General features: G+C 47.5%; 18 protein-coding genes and 2 pseudogenes. 14 read left to right on the top strand and 6 right to left on the bottom strand.

The features are described 5' to 3' along the window. Positions 1–49: 49 nt before the first annotated feature. The 3 genes from MSED_RS09425 to MSED_RS09435 all read left to right on the top strand — a co-directional run bounded on the left by MSED_RS09425 (position 50) and on the right by MSED_RS09435 (position 3,852). Positions 50–1,096: a glycosyltransferase family 4 protein gene (locus MSED_RS09425; RefSeq protein WP_012021774.1), complete on the top strand. Its 1,047-nt coding sequence runs from the start codon at positions 50–52 to the stop codon at positions 1,094–1,096. 349 nt (positions 1,097–1,445) lie between these two features. Next, positions 1,446–2,495: a glucose-1-phosphate thymidylyltransferase gene (locus MSED_RS09430; protein WP_012021775.1), complete on the top strand. Its 1,050-nt coding sequence runs from the start codon at positions 1,446–1,448 to the stop codon at positions 2,493–2,495. A gap of 460 nt (positions 2,496–2,955) precedes the next feature. Then, positions 2,956–3,852: an FkbM family methyltransferase gene (locus MSED_RS09435; protein WP_048060153.1), complete on the top strand. Its 897-nt coding sequence runs from the start codon at positions 2,956–2,958 to the stop codon at positions 3,850–3,852. Positions 3,853–3,940: 88 nt separating this feature from the next. On the opposite strand, the gene MSED_RS09440 is transcribed toward MSED_RS09435, so the two are convergent. Then, on the bottom strand, positions 3,941–4,168 hold the full coding sequence (locus MSED_RS09440) for a hypothetical protein (RefSeq protein WP_048060154.1): 228 nt from the start codon (positions 4,166–4,168) through the stop codon (positions 3,941–3,943). A gap of 514 nt (positions 4,169–4,682) precedes the next feature. Here MSED_RS09440 and MSED_RS12385 point away from each other — a divergent pair. The 11 genes and pseudogenes from MSED_RS12385 (at position 4,683) to MSED_RS09480 (ending at position 12,507) form a co-directional block, all read left to right on the top strand. Further along, positions 4,683–4,850: a hypothetical protein gene (locus MSED_RS12385; RefSeq protein WP_155464958.1), complete on the top strand. Its 168-nt coding sequence runs from the start codon at positions 4,683–4,685 to the stop codon at positions 4,848–4,850. A 78-nt stretch (positions 4,851–4,928) separates the two neighbouring features. Further along, the gene (locus tag MSED_RS12220; protein WP_144418784.1) at positions 4,929–5,066 is read left to right on the top strand and encodes a transposase; all 138 of its coding nucleotides are present in this window, start codon (positions 4,929–4,931) and stop codon (positions 5,064–5,066) included. 65 nt (positions 5,067–5,131) lie between these two features. Further along, positions 5,132–5,284, top strand: a pseudogene (locus MSED_RS12590) (transposase); the annotation flags it as partial. Next, complete coding sequence (locus MSED_RS09450; RefSeq protein ID WP_048060155.1) at positions 5,262–5,642, top strand: transposase; 381 nt, start codon at positions 5,262–5,264, stop codon at positions 5,640–5,642. The pseudogene MSED_RS12590 and the gene MSED_RS09450, both read left to right, overlap by 23 nt. 81 nt (positions 5,643–5,723) lie before the next feature. Continuing rightward, positions 5,724–5,897: a hypothetical protein gene (locus MSED_RS12390; protein WP_155464960.1), complete on the top strand. Its 174-nt coding sequence runs from the start codon at positions 5,724–5,726 to the stop codon at positions 5,895–5,897. Between the two features lie 171 nt (positions 5,898–6,068). Further along, positions 6,069–7,082: pseudogene (locus MSED_RS12545) on the top strand (GDP-mannose 4,6-dehydratase). A 303-nt stretch (positions 7,083–7,385) separates the two neighbouring features. Further along, a complete protein-coding gene (rfbB, locus tag MSED_RS09460) occupies positions 7,386–8,363 on the top strand; it encodes a dTDP-glucose 4,6-dehydratase (protein ID WP_012021777.1) in 978 nt (325 codons plus the stop codon). Positions 8,364–8,597: 234 nt separating this feature from the next. Continuing rightward, entirely contained in the window at positions 8,598–9,128 is a 531-nt protein-coding gene (gene rfbC / locus MSED_RS09465) for a dTDP-4-dehydrorhamnose 3,5-epimerase (protein WP_012021778.1), read from the top strand. A 370-nt stretch (positions 9,129–9,498) separates the two neighbouring features. Next, positions 9,499–10,641 (top strand): DUF3782 domain-containing protein, encoded by a 1,143-nt coding sequence (locus MSED_RS11875; RefSeq protein ID WP_012021779.1) that lies wholly within the window; start codon positions 9,499–9,501, stop codon positions 10,639–10,641. 476 nt (positions 10,642–11,117) lie between these two features. Further along, the gene (locus tag MSED_RS09475; protein WP_012021780.1) at positions 11,118–11,789 is read left to right on the top strand and encodes a hypothetical protein; all 672 of its coding nucleotides are present in this window, start codon (positions 11,118–11,120) and stop codon (positions 11,787–11,789) included. A gap of 103 nt (positions 11,790–11,892) precedes the next feature. Then, complete coding sequence (locus MSED_RS09480) at positions 11,893–12,507, top strand: hypothetical protein (RefSeq protein ID WP_012021781.1); 615 nt, start codon at positions 11,893–11,895, stop codon at positions 12,505–12,507. 223 nt (positions 12,508–12,730) lie between these two features. Here the strand turns inward: MSED_RS09480 and MSED_RS09485 are convergent, their stop codons facing one another. The 5 genes from MSED_RS09485 to MSED_RS09505 form a co-directional block, all read right to left on the bottom strand. Continuing rightward, positions 12,731–13,654 carry a BadF/BadG/BcrA/BcrD ATPase family protein gene (locus tag MSED_RS09485; protein WP_012021782.1) on the bottom strand — a complete coding sequence of 308 codons (924 nt, stop codon included), beginning with the start codon at positions 13,652–13,654 and terminating at the stop codon, positions 12,731–12,733. Next, positions 13,632–14,453, bottom strand: coding sequence for a bifunctional phosphoglucose/phosphomannose isomerase (locus tag MSED_RS09490; protein ID WP_144418786.1), 822 nt, complete (start codon positions 14,451–14,453; stop codon positions 13,632–13,634). Before MSED_RS09490 ends, MSED_RS09485 begins: the two co-directional genes overlap by 23 nt. Continuing rightward, positions 14,446–15,108: a nucleotidyltransferase family protein gene (locus tag MSED_RS09495; RefSeq protein WP_012021784.1), complete on the bottom strand. Its 663-nt coding sequence runs from the start codon at positions 15,106–15,108 to the stop codon at positions 14,446–14,448. The genes MSED_RS09490 and MSED_RS09495 overlap by 8 nt, the downstream gene beginning before the upstream one ends. 502 nt (positions 15,109–15,610) lie before the next feature. Further along, the gene (locus tag MSED_RS09500; RefSeq protein ID WP_012021785.1) at positions 15,611–16,477 is read right to left on the bottom strand and encodes a hypothetical protein; all 867 of its coding nucleotides are present in this window, start codon (positions 16,475–16,477) and stop codon (positions 15,611–15,613) included. Then, entirely contained in the window at positions 16,477–17,163 is a 687-nt protein-coding gene (locus MSED_RS09505) for a hypothetical protein (RefSeq protein WP_012021786.1), read from the bottom strand. Before MSED_RS09505 ends, MSED_RS09500 begins: the two co-directional genes overlap by 1 nt. Positions 17,164–17,217 lie beyond the last annotated feature (54 nt).

The raw sequence follows: 17,217 nt of genomic DNA on the forward strand, positions 1-17,217 counted from the left end.
CGTCCCCAGGTTACTTCATTCTTTTTACCTTCTATCTCTACTAACCCCCGTGAGGCTTCTTTTCATAAATCATAGGGACATCTACCATCCGCAGGCGGGTGGGGCCGAGAGGGTCATCCTGGAGGTTGCGAGGAGACTGGCGAAGCGCGGGATTGACGTTTCCTGGTTGAGCGAATCCGTCAACACCTCACGCGATTACGAGGATGGGGTGAAACTTCTCCACGCCGGTAATCGTTTTTCGCTCCATCTTTACTCCTTGCTCCAAGCGGGTAAGTATGACGTTGTCATAGATAGCGTGGCTCATGCCGTTCCCTTTTTCTCATACCTGGTTAACAGAAGATCCATAGCCCTAGTTTATCACGTTCATCAGGAGGTGGTCAAGTATGAGCTTGACCCAGTCACCGCGACCCTCGTGAGACAACTCGAGAAGGGGGTTAAGAACTATCCTTGGATTATCTCTATTTCTCACACAACAAAGCGCGACCTAGTCTCCTTGGGGGTAGATCCCAGGAAGATAACAGTGATCCATAACGGGATTGACCACTCGCTTTATCAACCAGGCGAGAAGTCTCCCACACCCATGATCCTATGGATAGGCAGGATGAAGAATTATAAGAACCCACTAGACCCCATCAAGGTGTTTAAGCGACTTAAGACGAGGGCTACCCTGGTTATCGTGGGGAGTGGCGACCTTGAGGAGGAAGTAAAGAGGGCCACCCTCGGAGAGAGAGACATCATCTACCTGGGAAGGGTGTCCGAGGCCAAGAAGGTGGAGCTGTATCAAAGGGCATGGGTTACGCTGTCAACCTCGTTCATTGAGGGGTGGGGAATGACCGTGGTGGAGGCTAACGCCTGTGGGACCCCCGTTCTTGGCTACGCTACTGGCTCTCTCCCCGAGATCGTTGAGGAAGGGGTTAACGGGTTCCTTGTGGGTTACAAGGACTTGGATGGGATGGCTCAGAGGCTGGAGTACATGTTGAACGAGGATGTGATGAAGAGCCTTTCTAAGTCTAGCTACGTGAGTTCGCTTAAGTACGACTGGGATAAGACTGCAGATCAATATTATGCGAAAGTAAAGGAGGTTCTCCAGACCTAAACCTGAAGAGGTTTTGTCGAGTTAACTTGTGTGCCCATTTAACTTTTATTCAGTGTGATTGTCATCTAACTCAAAGAACTAGTCTGAGCGTGCATTATCCAAGAGTTCTCCCAGATCTCAAAGGGAAAAGATACGAGATGGACACGGGTCATTGCGTGAGTCAGAGACTTTCTATCCCTTATGTCTAGGCATTTCGAACGTCAAATACACAATCTTGACTAGGTCCCGAGTCAGTATCGAAAGTCTCTTTGAACCCACACCATGTCTCATGATATCTCTTATTGATGTCTCTATCTAGTCATCCTATAAAACCTTGAAAGCTTATTTACCGAGGCTGGAACTACACTTCATGAAAGGGCTTATCCTCGCGGGTGGACACGGAACTAGGTTAAGACCCTTAACTCACACTGGGAACAAGCACGCGATCCCCATCGCCAACAAGCCCATGGTCTTGTACGCAGTCGAGAACCTAGTGAACGCGGGGATACGCGACATTGTGGTGATCTTGGGTCCGCTCAAGGAGGGGATAAAGGAGGCCATTGACGGGAACTACCCCGCTAATTTCACCTACGTGGAGCAGGAACCCCTCGGGCTAGCCCACGCGGTCATGAAGGCTGAGAAGTACCTAGATGAGCCCTTCGTCATGCACCTTGGCGACAACCTCCTGCAGAACGGGATCTCCCAGTTCGTGAACAAGTTCCATGAAACCAAGGCAGACGCAGTGATTGGCGTAACTCCCGTGAAGGACCCGAGGCAGTACGGTGTCGTTGTAATCGAGAATGGGAGGGTGAAGAGGCTTATGGAGAAACCCAGGGACCCGCCCTCTAACCTGGCACTCGTGGGAGTTTACGTTTTCACTCCCGTGGTCCACGACTATACGAAGAGGCTGAAGCCGAGCTGGAGGGGAGAGTACGAGATTACAGACGTGTTACAGCTCATGGTTGAGGATGGTAGGAGGGTTGAGGTGGTTCAGGTGGAGGGATGGTGGAAGGACACGGGGAAGCCAGAGGACCTGCTTGAGGCGAACCAGTTGGTGCTGGACTCTCTTCACGGTAGCTTTAGACACGATCACGCGAAGATCGAGGGCAGGGTACAGGTCGGGGAAGGGACAGTCTTGAGGGAGAACGTCATAATTCGCGGACCCGCGATTATAGGGAAGAACTGCGTCATAGGGCCTAACGTATTCATTGGTCCATATACCTCGATCTGGGATGATTGCGAACTCAGTGATGTAGAGATAGAGAACTCGATCGTCATGAAGGGCGTTAAGATAAAAGGGGTTTCCAGGATAAGCTATAGTATTATAGGTAACGATGTGGTCGTTGAGAGCAGATCGGGAGTACCCAGGATCAAGCGACTCGTGGTCGGGGATAGGTCAAGGATAACGCTGTCAAGTTGAGACTTGATATACTTGTATATTCTAGGTATTTTGAACGTCGAACCACAGCAATCTCGGGCAATCCCTAAAGTTCTTCTTAGCATAGCGTTTAGGCAAAGAAACTTGAGAAACTGTGAGATTTTCCTTCGAGCCATCATGTTTTCAATATAGCAATTATATTTGGTCGTCGATGTTAGTGTGGTAAATATTGAATTGTACTGCTAAAAATTACTCTTAACACATTTTTAAATCAAGGTGATAACAAAAATCTGGGTTGATATTTTGGCAAGATGAGTTGGACTAAATTAATCCGTGATCTCATAGTATTGTAATGGAGTGGTCATGAAAGTCGGCTTTCATGATCAATTGATCTTCAATCCAAAATCATTACTCGCTCATTCTTGAAGCTTAAAAAACAAATTATCTAAGTTGGGCTAATTCAAGTAAAGGGTTTATATACTTAAAAATGTATTCAATTCTGATGACTATTAGGTCGAAATACAACACTGCCAAGGAAATTTCACGAAATCTCCACGTTAGTATGCCAAGCCTTCTCATTTCCTTTCTCTTAAAACGGAACTTAGAGGTTAAGCTTGCGGGTTCCACAATCTCGATTTCACCATTCAATGCCTACGTGCTGGGCAATATACTCTCAAGGGGATGGAAAGTCACAGGTGTTCAAGGTTACTTGGTGACCTTAACCAGCAGGGATGGAGAAGTAAGTATAACCTGTAGAACCAATAAGGGTAATGATCTTGGACATATAATGGAGATATTTTTGGACAATTCTTACAACTATGATGTGAGAAATAAAGTTGTTATAGATGTTGGGGCAAGCAACGGCGACTCAAGTATATTTTTTGCGAAGAGGGGGGCCAAGAGGATTATAGCGCTTGAGCCAGATGAGGAGAGTTACGCCTTAGCCACAAGGAACGTTGAGGCATCTCGAGTAGGGGATCAGGTAATACTCCTGAACAAGGCGTTATCCTCGCAGAGGGGTAAGATTACTCTTTACGTATACGAGAATAGCGTAAATGGCAACTCCATAGATCCACAAAATATGGTCAAGCTGGGTGAAAGGGTGATTCCCAAGACAGTGGAAAGCGTGACATTGACAGAATTATTGGATATGGCAAAGGATGAGACTGTGGGTCTGTTGAAGATGGACTGTGAAGGTTGCGAGTATTCTGTGCTGAACAACCTGGAAAGGGAGGCATTCGAAAGGATTGAGGCTATCTTCATGGAATATCACAACGGGTTACAGAACCTGAAGTCTATCCTGGAAAGTAACGGATTTCAGGTTGAGGTTATAGGGGAAAATAATAGAAAAATGGGTTATATACGCGCCAGAAAACTATCTAGTCCATTTCACGGATGACAAGTCACGCGATTAACCCGTGGGTATCACGCCCATATGACACGTCGTGAACATTATCTACGTTAACGCAAAATAATAAAATCAGTCTTCACCAACCTGAGTGTATCCATAATCTCGTCATGAAGTTATAAATTCCGGGATTTAGGCTGCATTTCCACAGGACGAGTTTCACTGAGTACTTCATTATCTCAAGGCTCCTATTTGCCTCCTTGGCGGTCCTCTTCAACCTCACGAGCCTATTGCAAAGTGACAAGTGAAGGGACTCGTTGGAGTTCACGGGGGACACGACGGTACCCTTGTGCAGGAGAAAGTACACGTTGTCGTCACTTACCCACGTCACCTTCTCGGGTTAGGTATTGCCTAAGTTCCTGAAAGGTCCTCTCTCCCCTATCACCCACGGAGAAAGCAACGTACATGCCCCGTCCTAGAGAAAAGGAGGGCCGTGAAGACCCACGCGTACAGGGTCTTCGCGTTCCTCTTCACGTAAGTCCGCATCTCATCAACGACCTTCACGCCCTCTCTCGTAACCTCCTTTGCGCTACAGAGGTTGAGGAGCTTTGTGTGGGGTTTATCCCAGTTAGTTGTGGACTATGAGGTGAAAAAATAATTGCAAAAGACAAAAATAACCCTGAAGGGGGTTAATATTATGGGGAAAAAACTGAGAGACAGAGGGAGACGCTTAAGAAGGCGTTCAGGAAGGGAATGACTTTCAAGGAAGTTGAGGAGCTCGTGCTACAGGCTGTCATGGAGGTGGAAAGGGACGTGTACCTGGAGGGGAGAGATGACGTTGCGAACGGGACTTATTTCAGCTGAAGACTGACGAGGACGTGTTGAGGCTGTGGGTTCCAAGGACCAGGAGGTCAGGGTTTAGGCCGAGGGTTCTCCCAGAGAAGGGCAAGAGGGTTGCAAGGGGCTACGAGGAGTTCTTGGAGGCGCTAGTTCTCGAGGGATTGACGCCGTGCCAGGTGAAGTCCTTAGGAGTAGGGACTCGGGTATAGCGACGAGGTAATGGGGAGAATTGCTGAGAGGTTGAGAGAGTTCAAGTCCTCAAGTTTGCCAAGCGACCTTTTCGCAACTTGGGCGCTGAGGTAGTTAGGAGGGAAAATAATGTTGTTGTAGAGAAGGTGGTATACACGACAATAGGCGTTGACCTAGACGGTAACAAGTTCGTCCTAGACTACGACAAGGCTGACAGGGAGGACCTAGACGGATAGAAGCTATTCCTAAACGGGCTAATCTCGCGAGGACTGAGTAGGGTTGACGTTATTGTGACGACTTCCCTGGGCTAGATAACCTCGTGTCGGCGCTCTTCCCTTCGTCCTCTCACCAGCTCTGTCTCGTCCACCTCGCGAGGAACTTGGTGAGGGCCCTCCCTGAAGACGTGGGCAAGAGGGCCATAGACCTCATGAGTGAAGCTCGCGAGAAAGATTGAGGAAGGTAAGGCGATCCTCTCCTCACTTAACGACATCATGAGCAAGTACTCAGCGAAGAGGATCAATTACCTTCTTGACACATCTAGATACACCGCCTTCCTGAACTTCCCGCGCGAGGTCAGGCACTACATCTACACTAACAATACTTCCGAGAGCTTCAACCCCTATCTTGACGTAGTTCGACAGGACCTAGGAGGTTACTTCCCCTCGTCCCAACTCCTCGACACCTACGTCGTTGCCATAATCCGAAACAACTCGTGCTGGAAATCTAGTCCTGTGTCACACATCAGGCACCACTCCTATCACCTCAAGCGGCTCCATGCTTCTCGCTTCCAGGTGATGGATGATGGAAATTAATAAGCTGAGTTCTTTATTTTCCTACACAACAATCTTGGGTAGCCCTCGCGTTACCTCTTATCACCGTATCCCTTGATCCATGTGAAGATCCCAAGGGGGACTTGGAGTGCCCTGGAGATCTCATGCTCATCTCATTCATATCTTGAGTTACTACCCTCTAACGCTCTTGTGGTAATGATGTCTAGCCCCTTCGACGAACAGCTTCTCACAATTCCTGCAGAGGTACTCCTACTCTCCCCTTCCTACACTTCTTGACCACGTGGTCCTCATGCAGGAAGGGATATCTCTCTATAAACCAGTTTTCTCTCCATCTTGCCTATAAGTATTACCTCGTTGTACAAATATTTATACCTATCTAACGATACTACAGATGCACACAACTAGGTCCAAACAAAATATTTATTATAGCTACATGTGTCTAACTCTATGCCAGTAGCTCTGATTACCGGTGTAACTGGTCAGGATGGGGCTTTGCTATCCAAGTTTTTGATAGACAAAGGCTACGAGGTACACGGTATTATTAGACGTACAAGTACCATGAACATATGGAGACTTGTATCGTTAGACATTGTAGACAAAGTGAAGTTACACACCTGCGATATTACTGATTCGACATGTATGTCAAATATAATTAAGGAGCTTAAACCTGACGAGTTATATCATCTTGCGGCGCAGAGTCATGTTGGAGCCAGTTTTGAGAACCCCACTAGTACTCTGAGTGCGAACACCATGTCTACCGCTATTATGCTCGAATCAATACGTAAGCATTCTCCAGGAACTAAGTTCTATTTTGCTGGTACCAGCGAAATGTTTGGTAGTCTATCTGGCAAAGCAAACGAGTCTACACCATTTCGTCCAGAGTCACCATATGCTGTGTCCAAGGTTTGATCTTATTATTTGACGAAAGTGTATAGGGAAGCTTACAGGATCTTTGCTCTTTCTGGCATATTATTTAATCACGAATCCGAGTATCGTGGTTTAGATTTCGTCACAAGAAAGATATCAAACGCTGTAGCAAGGATAAAACTAGGATTACAGGACCAGTTACGCTTAGGTAACTTGTCGTCTAGGAGAGATTGGGGTTACGCTCCTGAATACGTAGAGGCCATGTGGTTAATGCTACAGAAGGATAAACCAGACGACTACGTAATAGCTACGGGGGTAAGTTACTCAGTGCAAGATTTCGTTACAGAGGCGTTTAACGTGGTAAACTTGGATTACCGGGAGCATGTTGTCATAGACAAATCATTATATCGCCCACTTGATCCATCTAATCTCGTGGGGGACTACACAAAAGCTAAGAGAGTGTTAGGTTGGGAACCTAGAACAGACTTTAGGAAGCTTGTTAAAATAATGGTTAATGCAGATTTAGAAAGATGGAAAAAATTCATGGATGGGGAAAATGTTGTATTTGACGCTCCTTATTCAGCAGAGAGCTGAATTTCCTCCCTCATCAATTCAAAAAAGGAGCCCTCACCAAAAGGTGAGGAGGTCAGTTTATTAGTCTTCCAAATTTTCCTAGAGAAATACATTAATAGGGCTGACGTAATATTCGATTCGTTTGCTGGTAGTACTAAGATATCGAAAGTGAGATAGTAGAAGAACTACATAGTCATAGGACTTAGTCTATTTCATGAATTACACGTTACGCCATTAACTCGTGGACGTCACGAACCCATATCACGCCACAAACGATCTCTCCGTTGACGCAAAACAATAAAACGTGCCTCACTAGACTATCCTATGCAGGGAAAAGTCCTAGTCACTGGAGGCTACGGGTTCATAGGTTCCAATTTCGTGAGGATGATCGCTAACCAGGCAGACGTTGTGGTTGTGGACAACTTCTCCGTGGGGTCCAATAGGGCCAACCTACGTGACGTCCCTGTCAAGACAGTTGAACTGGATATTCGGGACCCCAGGATGCTCGACCTTATCCGCGACGAGAGGCCTGACTTCATCTTCAACTTCGCAGCTGAGAGCCACGTGGACCGCAGTATTGTGGACCCGCTCTCCTTTGTCTCAACTAACGTCCTCGGGACCGCGAACCTCCTAGAAGGGGCAAGGCGTTACGACGTCACCTTCATTCAGATAGGTACAGATGAGGAGTACGGCGAGATCTACTCAGGGTCCTTCCGAGAAACTGACCCCCTCAACCCCTCTTCCCCCTACTCTGCCTCAAAGGCTGGCGCCACTCTCCTAGCCATGGCCTACGCCCGCACATATCACCTGGACGTTCGGGTTACGAGGAGCGCCAACAATTACGGTCCCTATCAGTACCCGGAGAAGTTGATTCCGAAGACTGTGATAAGGGCGCTTCACAACCTCCCGGTTCCCGTGTACGGCACGGGGAAGAACGTTAGGGACTGGATTTACGTTCAGGATAACTGCGAGGCTATCCTCACGGTTGCTGAGAAGGGGAAGCCCGGCATCTATAACGTATCCGCGGGGGAGGAGAAGACTAACCTAGAGGTGGTTACCACGATCCTCGAGATACTTGGGAAGCCGAACCTCATCAAGTTTGTGGAGGATAGGCCTGGACACGACTTCAGGTATAGCGTGGATTCCACGAAGTTGAGGGAACTGGGGTGGAGGCCCAGGACGAGTTTCAGGGAGGGGATTTCGCTCACTGTGGATTGGTACGTGAAGAATAGGTGGTGGTGGGAGGGGATTAACAGCAGGGTGCTAGAGGAAACGCCGTTTAGAGGATCAGTGAATGGGTGACTGTGCGTAGAGCGGGGACCCAGGATTCACTCGACTGGGACCCCAACAAACTTGACCCTGCTTTCTAGAGCCTCACGGGTACTCAAGACTCGCCTTGATTGGGCTTCTCAAGGACTGATCGTTTTCTGTTGGGTATCTCTCTCGTGCACACCACAATCTCAGGCTCGTGCAATACACAACAATCTCGAGCCACCAAGTCCCCAACCATTTAAGCTCCTCAGCAATCTTTAACCCATGTTCAAGTTCACCCCCATCCTTGGACCTGTTACCCTAATCGAGACAACCCAATACCCTGACGACCGCGGGTTCTTTCAGGAGCTTTTCAGGGAGTCGCAATTCCCCTGCAGGTTCGTTCAGGTGAATCATTCCTTCTCGAGGCGAGGGGTTCTTCGCGGGCTTCACTTTCAGGCCATGCCGGTCCCACAGGGGAAGCTGGTCACGGTGATCACGGGAAGGATTTACGACGTCGCAGTTGACCTCAGACGCGGTTTCAAGGGATGGGCTGGCGTCGAGTTAACCCCTGGGAAGCTACTCTGGATACCGCCTGGATTCGCCCACGGGTTTCAGGCGCTTGAGGACTCACATGTGATCTACTTCGTGACGAGGGAGTTCTCGCCACAGCACGACGCGGGGGTTGCGTGGGATGACCCTGAGATAGGCGTGAGGTGGCCCCTTCCTAACCCCATCCTGTCGGAGAAGGACAGGAAGCTACCGAGGTTGGCTGAGTCGAGGGCTAACTTTCCCGAAGATCCTGGGACCTGTTGAGGAGTTCAGGAACTTATGGTAGACGACAAGAACTTATATGGCATCTGTTTCTGGAAGCGGGAAGCCCAGGACTAGTTGAAGTGTGAATGTCCACTGAGCCCGCACCAAGGCAAGTTCAGTGTTGCTGGCGCATCGTCCAGTGCGTGAAACTCGAGGGTTTCCATGCACGTGACTTTACCAGCTGAGAGTCAAGCGGTGCCTTGGGGATCGCTAATCTACCCTTTTCTCTGGAGAAACACGGGCCTATTTGTCGCAGTTGACCGTTCAATCCTAGAGCGTTCCTAAGCGCACCACGGGGTTGGCTCAATCCAGAGCCAACTAACCTGATGGACCCTAGAGAGCTTATTATTTCCACACGCGAGATTATCCCATGGACTTGAAGGAGGAGATACTTAGACTGCTTAGGGAGGACCCAGAGTTTAGGAGGGAGGTCATGGAGCTATTAGGCCTAGCCCCAAATGAGATGAGGGAACTCAAGGAGCTGGTGAGGCAATTGACTGAGGTCGTGAACAAGCTAGTGGAGGGGCAGGCCAAGATCGAGACGAGGTCAAGTGAGGCACAGAAGAGAAGCGAGGAGAGACTAACTAGACTCGAGTCCGCGGTTGAGAAACTAGCCGAGGCACAGAAGAGAAGCGAGGAGAGACTAACTAGACTCGAGTCCGCGGTTGAGAAACTAGCCGAGGCACAGAAGAGAAGCGAGGAGAGACTAACTAGACTCGAGTCCGCGGTTGAGAAACTAGCCGAGGCACAGAAGAGAAGCGAGGAGAGACTAACTAGACTCGAGTCCGCGGTTGAGAAACTAGCCGAGGCACAGAAGAGAAGCGAGGAGAGACTAACTAGACTCGAGTCCGCGGTTGAGAAACTAGCCGAGGCACAGAAGAGAAGCGAGGAGAGACTAACTAGACTCGAGTCCGCGGTTGAGAAACTAGCCGAGGCACAGAAGAGAAGCGAGGAGAGACTAACTAGACTCGAGTCCGCGGTTGAGAAACTAGCCGAGGCACAGAAGAGAAGCGAGGAGAGACTAACTAGACTCGAGTCCGCGGTTGAGAAACTAGCCGAGGCACAGAAGAGAAGCGAGGAGAGACTTACCAGAGTTGAGGAGAACCTAGTCCGCCTTGAGAGAAAGGTGGGAAACATAGGCGCCCGTTGGGGGATAGATCAGGAAGAGGTGGTTAGGGAATTCATGGCCGAGGTCTTCAAACAGGAGGGGTTTGACGTATCACTGTTGAGCAGTTATACCTACGTTGATGAGCAGGGCGTGTTTGGGGAAAAGGGAGACGTATACGAGGTAGACATCCTAAAGAGGAATGGTACCACCTACCTCATCGAGGTCAAGGCCTATGCCCAGCCGAAGGACGTTTCGAGGTTTAACCACACGTGTTACGTGGTGTCCAAGGTCCTAAAACTTGAGAACCCCGTGAAGATGATGCTGGCTAACGTCGTGACTCAGAAGGCAGTGGAGAGGGCCAAGAACCTAGGAATCAGGTTGATTTATGGAGAGGTTGAGCAATAAGGTTAAGCGATCGCGACTTGCTCTTCATGTTGTTACTCCCTTCTTTACCAGGGAATTATTGCTGGTCACTTCAATGGAGTAGCGCACGCTTGGGTATCTGAAAATCGTTCGTGTTATACCGTCGTTACTTTTGAGAACTAGTCGAAGAATCCAAAGATATGTTGCTAACGCGATGAAGCTAGCCCGTGAAGTGGTGCGATGCATCCTGGGTAATGCCTTGCCCTCATTTGCACTCAATTTTATTCCGAAAATTTTAATCAGTATTCAGAACCGAATTCTAGAGCTAGAAACTTGGAAAAGGTTTTAAGTTGCTCGCTACAACATTTAAGTGAGGACTGCTCCGGGACAGGAGCAGGATGATCCATGAAGCTCGACTGCTCCGGGACAGGAGCAGGATGAAGAGCTAATGACCTGCGTATTCACATTCCACTTGTTATAAAGAGCTAAAAACCTCAATCAATTAGAACTTCGATCACATGACCGCATCTCTAATAGTTGCCGTTGACGAATCTGGAAGTCCGTCAAGGACAGTGGATGAACCCTTTTGCCTAGGGATTTCGGTAATTCTAGACGTAGATAGGTTCAGGGATAGTTATCGTGAAGTTTCGGAAAGGGTATTCGGAAGAGAGGCAGTTTTCAAGTATTCCCACGACAGACCGAAACCAGGAAAAGCAGGTCGCGTGAAAGACGAGTTCATTTCTCTCCTGAGTCGACATATTTTGGCCCTTGGGATAGTGATATATAAGGAAGAGGATATTGGCAACCTTGTCCTTGAGGTTTACGGTAAACTAGTGGCCCTTCACTTGGAGAGGATATTGGGAAAGAGGAAAGCTTCACATGTAGGCCTAATCTACGACAGGAATCCCCTGTTCAGGGAGGATCAAAAGACGTTACTGGCGAATAGTTTTCATAAGTGGGTTAGATTGGGTTCGCATAGCTTTACCGTGAAGTTCGGAGGAAAAGACAAGGATATATGGGTGTCCTCTGCAGATTACGTGGCTGGATTGACGCGGGAAATGACTTTGTGCCAAGGACGTAAAATAAGCGATATGGAATACTGCGAAAGGGTGGGGCTATGGTTCAAGGGTCTCAACGTGAGCAGGAGTGTGTATAGAACATCGGATATAAGGAGGATGTTTCTGAGGTGATTCCCTAGGTAATTCCTGTATTACGTCTCGATATTTCAACGAGTTTTCAACATGAACGTAGAAGCAGTATAAGGTTAAAGGGAGCAAACTCTCAACTTCCTCAATGCGATTTTCCAGTGCCATCGCGTTCGTGGACGAAGCCGGACCCGTGAAGATACATGATCGCTATCACATGTTCCTTAGTTGTGTTGTCACGAACGACTACAGGCTGGACTGGATCGGAGATTCCAGGTATCACTTTAGGAAGGATCATGAAGAGAGACGAAAGGAATTTTTGACCACACTCGTTGGAAACAAGGGGCAATTCAGGGTAGTTCTGCTAAAGTATGAAATCCTCTCGGATGAAATCTCAGATCAATATTTCAGAATTTATCTGGAGTATCCCCTGAGGGAGATCATGGAACTTGTGGAAAATGAGGTTGAAATATTCTACGATTCCTTAAACGACAAGTTGTCAAAATCTCGAAAGCGGGAATTTAATTCCAAAGTGGGAGAGATCATACGTAAGGAAAAGCGTAGAGTTAGCGTCAAGTTAAACCTGAGCCTAGGGGATTCGAGTAATAAGAAAAACTTATACAAAAAGGGGATAATGATAGCTGATTATGTGGTCTCTGCTGAATTTGCTTCATTTCAGGGGAGCTTGTCCCAAGACCTCTATACATTACTAAACACATTAAGAGAAACCTATGTATCTCAGAAACAGGTTACGTTGCCTTAGCCCTTCATCCCCGCTGCCTCTCCAGGCAACGAGTAAAAGGCTTCATCGGTAGTCTTCCGTTGCCTTAGCCCTTCATCCCCGCTGCCTCTCCAGGCAACGAGTAAAAGGCTTCATCGGTAGTCTTTATTTGTTTTATACTCTTTACTCACACAGTTAAAAGGTTTTTGACCGGCTAATAGCAAGAGTTCACTTGTCTCCTTTGTCGAGAGAATCCCTTAACGCCTCATGAATGCGAACCTTGTCTTCTCCTGGGCTTTAGCCTCTCCAACTGCTTCAACAACTCGTCCCTATCCTCCTCCTTAACGTCACCAAGGAGCATAACCATTGACCCTATCACGGTCTGATAGCCCTCATATACCTTCAGGGTTGGAAAGGCCTGCCTAACCATCATGGACCTAAACACTCCCCCTGTTCCCGCAACCCTCTCCACCTCCTTCCTCATCCTGGTCAGCATGGAGTCTATGTAGGCAATCGCCTCATCCATCACGATCCTAGCCCCTGGGTCGCCCTCTTCAGCCAACTTGTCCACAACCTTCGCAAAGGACGCAATTATCCTCTTATTGGGTCTCTTCGTGAGCCTCTCGATCACAACCCTGATGGGGGCACCAAAGAATCTCTCAACCTCCTCCGGAAGTCTGCTCTCAATTAACCCGTCTAGCGCCCTCGTGGCCATGGCTATGCCCCTCTTCCCTATGTAGGAAGCCGATCCCTCATCTCCGAAAAACCAGCCCCAGCCGGCAAGCTTCTTGAGTTCACCGGCCTTTTGGATGTAACCCACGTTACCTGTCCCTGCCACAAGCGCTCCACCATCCATGTTGAGGTGGGCAAGCTTCACTGCCGCAACTCCGTCATTTACCACTAGGGAGTTGGGAAAGATTGACTTAACTAGATTCTCCCCTATTCTGGTGAAATTTGGGGAATCACCTATCCCTGCGAGGGCAAAGGACGCCCTCTCCACTTCCGCGAGCGAGAGGTTAGCCATGTCTAGGGCCCTCTGGATTGCCTTCCTCAGGGTGTGCTCTGCCCTCTTGCCTACCTCGACGAAATTCGAGGATCCAGAGATCCCCAGGCCTAGGATCTCAAGTCCCTGAAACACAACTGCAGTTGTCTTAGTACCTCCTCCCTCAACTGCCAATCCTTTCCACAAGTTTCCTTCCCTCAGGTATCCTGGTTAATTTCTCGGGATCCTCCCCAAGTTCCCTTGCTAGCATGACGGAAAGGAAGCCTGCGCTCTGAATGAGGAGGGAGACGTCCCTGATCCCTGAAATCCTTATCACCTTCGCGTTCACTAGGCTTGCGGTCACCTCGTCTAGGGGACCTGAGGAGAACACAACTGGGAAGAGTCCCGATCCGTGCGCGTAGCCCTCAATCTCGTTGTGGTTAACCTCTGGTATCTCGCCAAAGAAGGCGGGGTACTTCGCGTTCTCGTTGATCTCCTGCTTAAATCTCTTGGCGAGACCCAGGTAGATGGACGCATAAAACACGGGTATCCTCCCACGGATTGCGGAGAGGAGGTCCCCTGCCACCCTTCTCGCCTCATTCGCGTTGACGCCTCGGATGACCTCTTCAGTGAGCTCAGGTCTCAACATCTTTACGAGGGGGAGAAAGAGGAGGGGGAAGGAGTACCTAGGTTGATCCCCACCCCTCACCAATATCCTTTCCACGGGGAGCGTAGCCAGGGCTCCACCAGACGTTATCGCGACTATCCTTTTGCCAGCCGAGGTCGCCTTCCTCACGATCTCTAGGGTCTCCCTCGTGTTACCGGAGTAGCTCACGGCAATAACGACGTCGGCGTGTCTCATGTCCCTTAGAAGAGGGTAAAAGGCGCTCATGACTTCACATGCTACACCGCTTCCTCCCATCCCGAAGCAGAAGACCTCCCCCTCAACTCTCGGAACTTGGAGCTTGTTGGCCTCGGCGTATAGCCTGTCCCAATCTTCATACAAGCTGTCCAACCTCCTGTCCTGCCTCCTCCATATCCTTGACGCTGTCTATGGACCTCCAATACACCCTCTCGAACTTCACTGCCCTCAATAACCCCATCTCAGCGAGCTTCGGGAAGGTTGTCCTCTCTATGTCACCTTTCTCCGGAAGGTAATCAAACACGTCAGGAGAAAGTCTGTACACCCCTGCGTTAATCCAGTGGTCGTACAGCGTTGGCTTCTCGATGAACCTGCTAACTTTCTCTCCATTAACCTCAACTATCCCGTAGGGACTCTTCAGCGGGACCAAGGCTATGGACATTGGGGTTAATCTCGACACATCTAGGTTAGTCAGAATATCCCCGTTCACCACAAGGAAGTCCTCGTTTATGAAGTGCTTCACCTTGCGTATTGCCCCTCCCGTACCAAGGGGCTCACTCTCCACGCTATACACGAAGTTAACCTCTAGCCTGTCAGCGTTGGATGAGGCCCAATCTATGAGGGTCTCCTTCTTGTATCCTGTGAGGATCACAAACTCACGGATGTTGTACTTCTTTAGCCAGGTGATCTGCCACTCGAGGATTGGTCTTCCACCTATCTCGAGGAGGGGCTTAGGTTTCTCGTCAGTGAAGGGTCTAAGTCTCTTGCCGTAACCGCCAGCGAGAATTAGGGCCTTCATGTTTGGGAATAATTTAACATGAATAAAAACTTAATTGAACAGATAGCACACACCTTAAAATGACTCCCTTTAATCTCCTTTATCGTGTAGCGTGGGATTTAGTGATCCTTTTATGTTCGTTAACAAGATGTACTCAAAAGGTTTTGTCATGTGATATGGCGGAGAAGTAACTCTCACGCAGTTATACCTCTAAGAAGTCTAGGAAGTGCTCTAGGCTCTATCACGTTACTACCTTCTCAATGATGTTTCACATTCTCTCCTTAGAGGTTCTCCCATCTAAACCTAGGGCCTTGTCTCTTAGGGCCCTTCTGACGGAACCGGGAGCATAAGCAGTCTAAGTTTAAGATCTAGTGTCATAAAGTTCCTTGGTCGTCTTCACTATCTCATGCGGGCCCTTGGACACGTAAGAGTTTAGGTGCTACACTGGACTTCGAATCCTGGAGACAGTTCAGGCCATTCGCAGGTTCTCCAGGCTTTCAATATCTTCCAAGAATTCGCGAGACTAGATGCCGGATCCAAAGATGACTTCTCCCTCGGAAAGATTTACGATTCTCAAATTACCTAGTTTGTCTAAAACCCTTTCAGCCACTTGCCTCCATTTGTCGGAACCGCCTTGTGTATCTTGTTTATTACGTGAATTTTCTAGTGAATTTTTAAGGTCGTTATATATTATAAATGGATCATAATCGTTAGTAACAAAGAAAATTTTATCATAAACTCCACCACTTAACGCTAGGTATATTTCGGTTAAAATAACCCTATCCATCCTGTTGGCACTTGCACCTTCTTTTTTCTTTAGATTTTCACTTACTATTTTTTCATCTATAAGAGTAAGTTCCATCATTAAATTATCTTTCAAGCTGACTGTTGAAGGTAAAGGTTCAAAATTCTCGTCTAGTCTTTTATTCATCGAAGCTATCACTGGTTCCCAATTTTTACCTCCTAACACATCATTTATTATTTCTTCCCTAGTTCTGGTATGGAACCTGTTTTCAAGCTTCCTGAAAAGCCTTAGCCCAATCTTCGCCTTTTCACCGTTATTTTTAGCTTTATACTTAGTTTTATATAGTTCCTGGAACTTTTCAGTAAAATTCTTGTCTAGATTCTCAAGTAGATTAATCCTATCTTCAAGAGACAATTGGTCCCAGTTATCAGGCAAATTAGTTTCAACTATCGTTTTAGTTATGTCTAAAATACTAATAGTTACGCTGTTAAGCTCAGTCCTCACAGTATTGAGGAGAAATATTTCGAATTGTTCATTGCTTTTAGCACGTCGAACGATCTCCTGTACTTGCCTTGTCTTTGCCTGGTCTAAATAATCAAAAATATAATAAAACAAAAGATTTGTATCAAAAGTAATACCTATCACTACTTAACCCCAAAGAGTGCGCTTAAGTAATCGTTAGTATACTCATTGAATAGGGGAGGGCTTACTCTTGAGTTAAATTCTATCAATATTGCAACAAAATCTGCCAAGGTTTTATAGTTCATTGGTTTATCGTTTATGTATAGCATTAGGGGGGCTAGAAACTCCATCAAAAAGTATATTATCGAATTCACTTCCCTTGTTAACCCAGGATTATCCTTAGCCTTAGCGTGGCTTAGTGTGACTGATCTCAAATTTGCGTACTTGAAGGATAAAACGTCCAGGAATTCCTGATAGTAAAGTTCCATGATCGGATTTGATTTATCTTTTCTTTTGATGAGTTCAACAAATTCTTTTTTCCCTTTAGTTAAATTATCCAAGACACGACTGATTCTCCTTAGCCAAAAGTCCTTGTAGTCCTCGTCGTTCAAGTTTTCAAGTAGTTTATAGACTTTCGAGTACTTCTCCTGAATCTCACGTAACTCTCCAGGTTCGATCTCCAGGTTACTTGACAGGTTACTTGACAGGATTATATGTTCAGAAAATTTTTCATAAAATCTTGATAAAGCGTCTGAATATTCTCTGTCTAGTTCCCCCAATAACCTTTCCAATGTCTCTACCGAGATGCCTGCCTTTCTCAGTTTGTTCTCGTCCTCCTTATCTATGCCATGCAATAGTGCTAGTTTCATGTTTTTATATAAACGTTTACGAACTTATAGATTTTAATGAATCGCCACACGCCG

It is taken from the genome of Metallosphaera sedula DSM 5348 (assembly GCF_000016605.1).
GTDB classification, from domain to species: domain Archaea; phylum Thermoproteota; class Thermoprotei_A; order Sulfolobales; family Sulfolobaceae; genus Metallosphaera; species Metallosphaera sedula.

Excerpts from the sequence above, each read along its gene's own strand:
- MSED_RS09430 (WP_012021775.1), top strand. The coding sequence starts at position 1,446 with ATGAAAGGGCTTATCCTCGCGGGTGGACACGGAACTAGGTTAAGACCC.
- MSED_RS09435 (WP_048060153.1), top strand. The coding sequence starts at position 2,956 with ATGACTATTAGGTCGAAATACAACACTGCCAAGGAAATTTCACGAAAT.
- rfbB (WP_012021777.1), top strand. The coding sequence starts at position 7,386 with ATGCAGGGAAAAGTCCTAGTCACTGGAGGCTACGGGTTCATAGGTTCC.
- rfbC (WP_012021778.1), top strand. The coding sequence starts at position 8,598 with ATGTTCAAGTTCACCCCCATCCTTGGACCTGTTACCCTAATCGAGACA.
- MSED_RS11875 (WP_012021779.1), top strand. The coding sequence starts at position 9,499 with ATGGACTTGAAGGAGGAGATACTTAGACTGCTTAGGGAGGACCCAGAG.
- MSED_RS09475 (WP_012021780.1), top strand. The coding sequence starts at position 11,118 with ATGACCGCATCTCTAATAGTTGCCGTTGACGAATCTGGAAGTCCGTCA.
- MSED_RS09480 (WP_012021781.1), top strand. The coding sequence starts at position 11,893 with ATGCGATTTTCCAGTGCCATCGCGTTCGTGGACGAAGCCGGACCCGTG.
- MSED_RS09495 (WP_012021784.1), bottom strand. The coding sequence starts at position 15,108 with ATGAAGGCCCTAATTCTCGCTGGCGGTTACGGCAAGAGACTTAGACCC.
- MSED_RS09505 (WP_012021786.1), bottom strand. The coding sequence starts at position 17,163 with ATGAAACTAGCACTATTGCATGGCATAGATAAGGAGGACGAGAACAAA.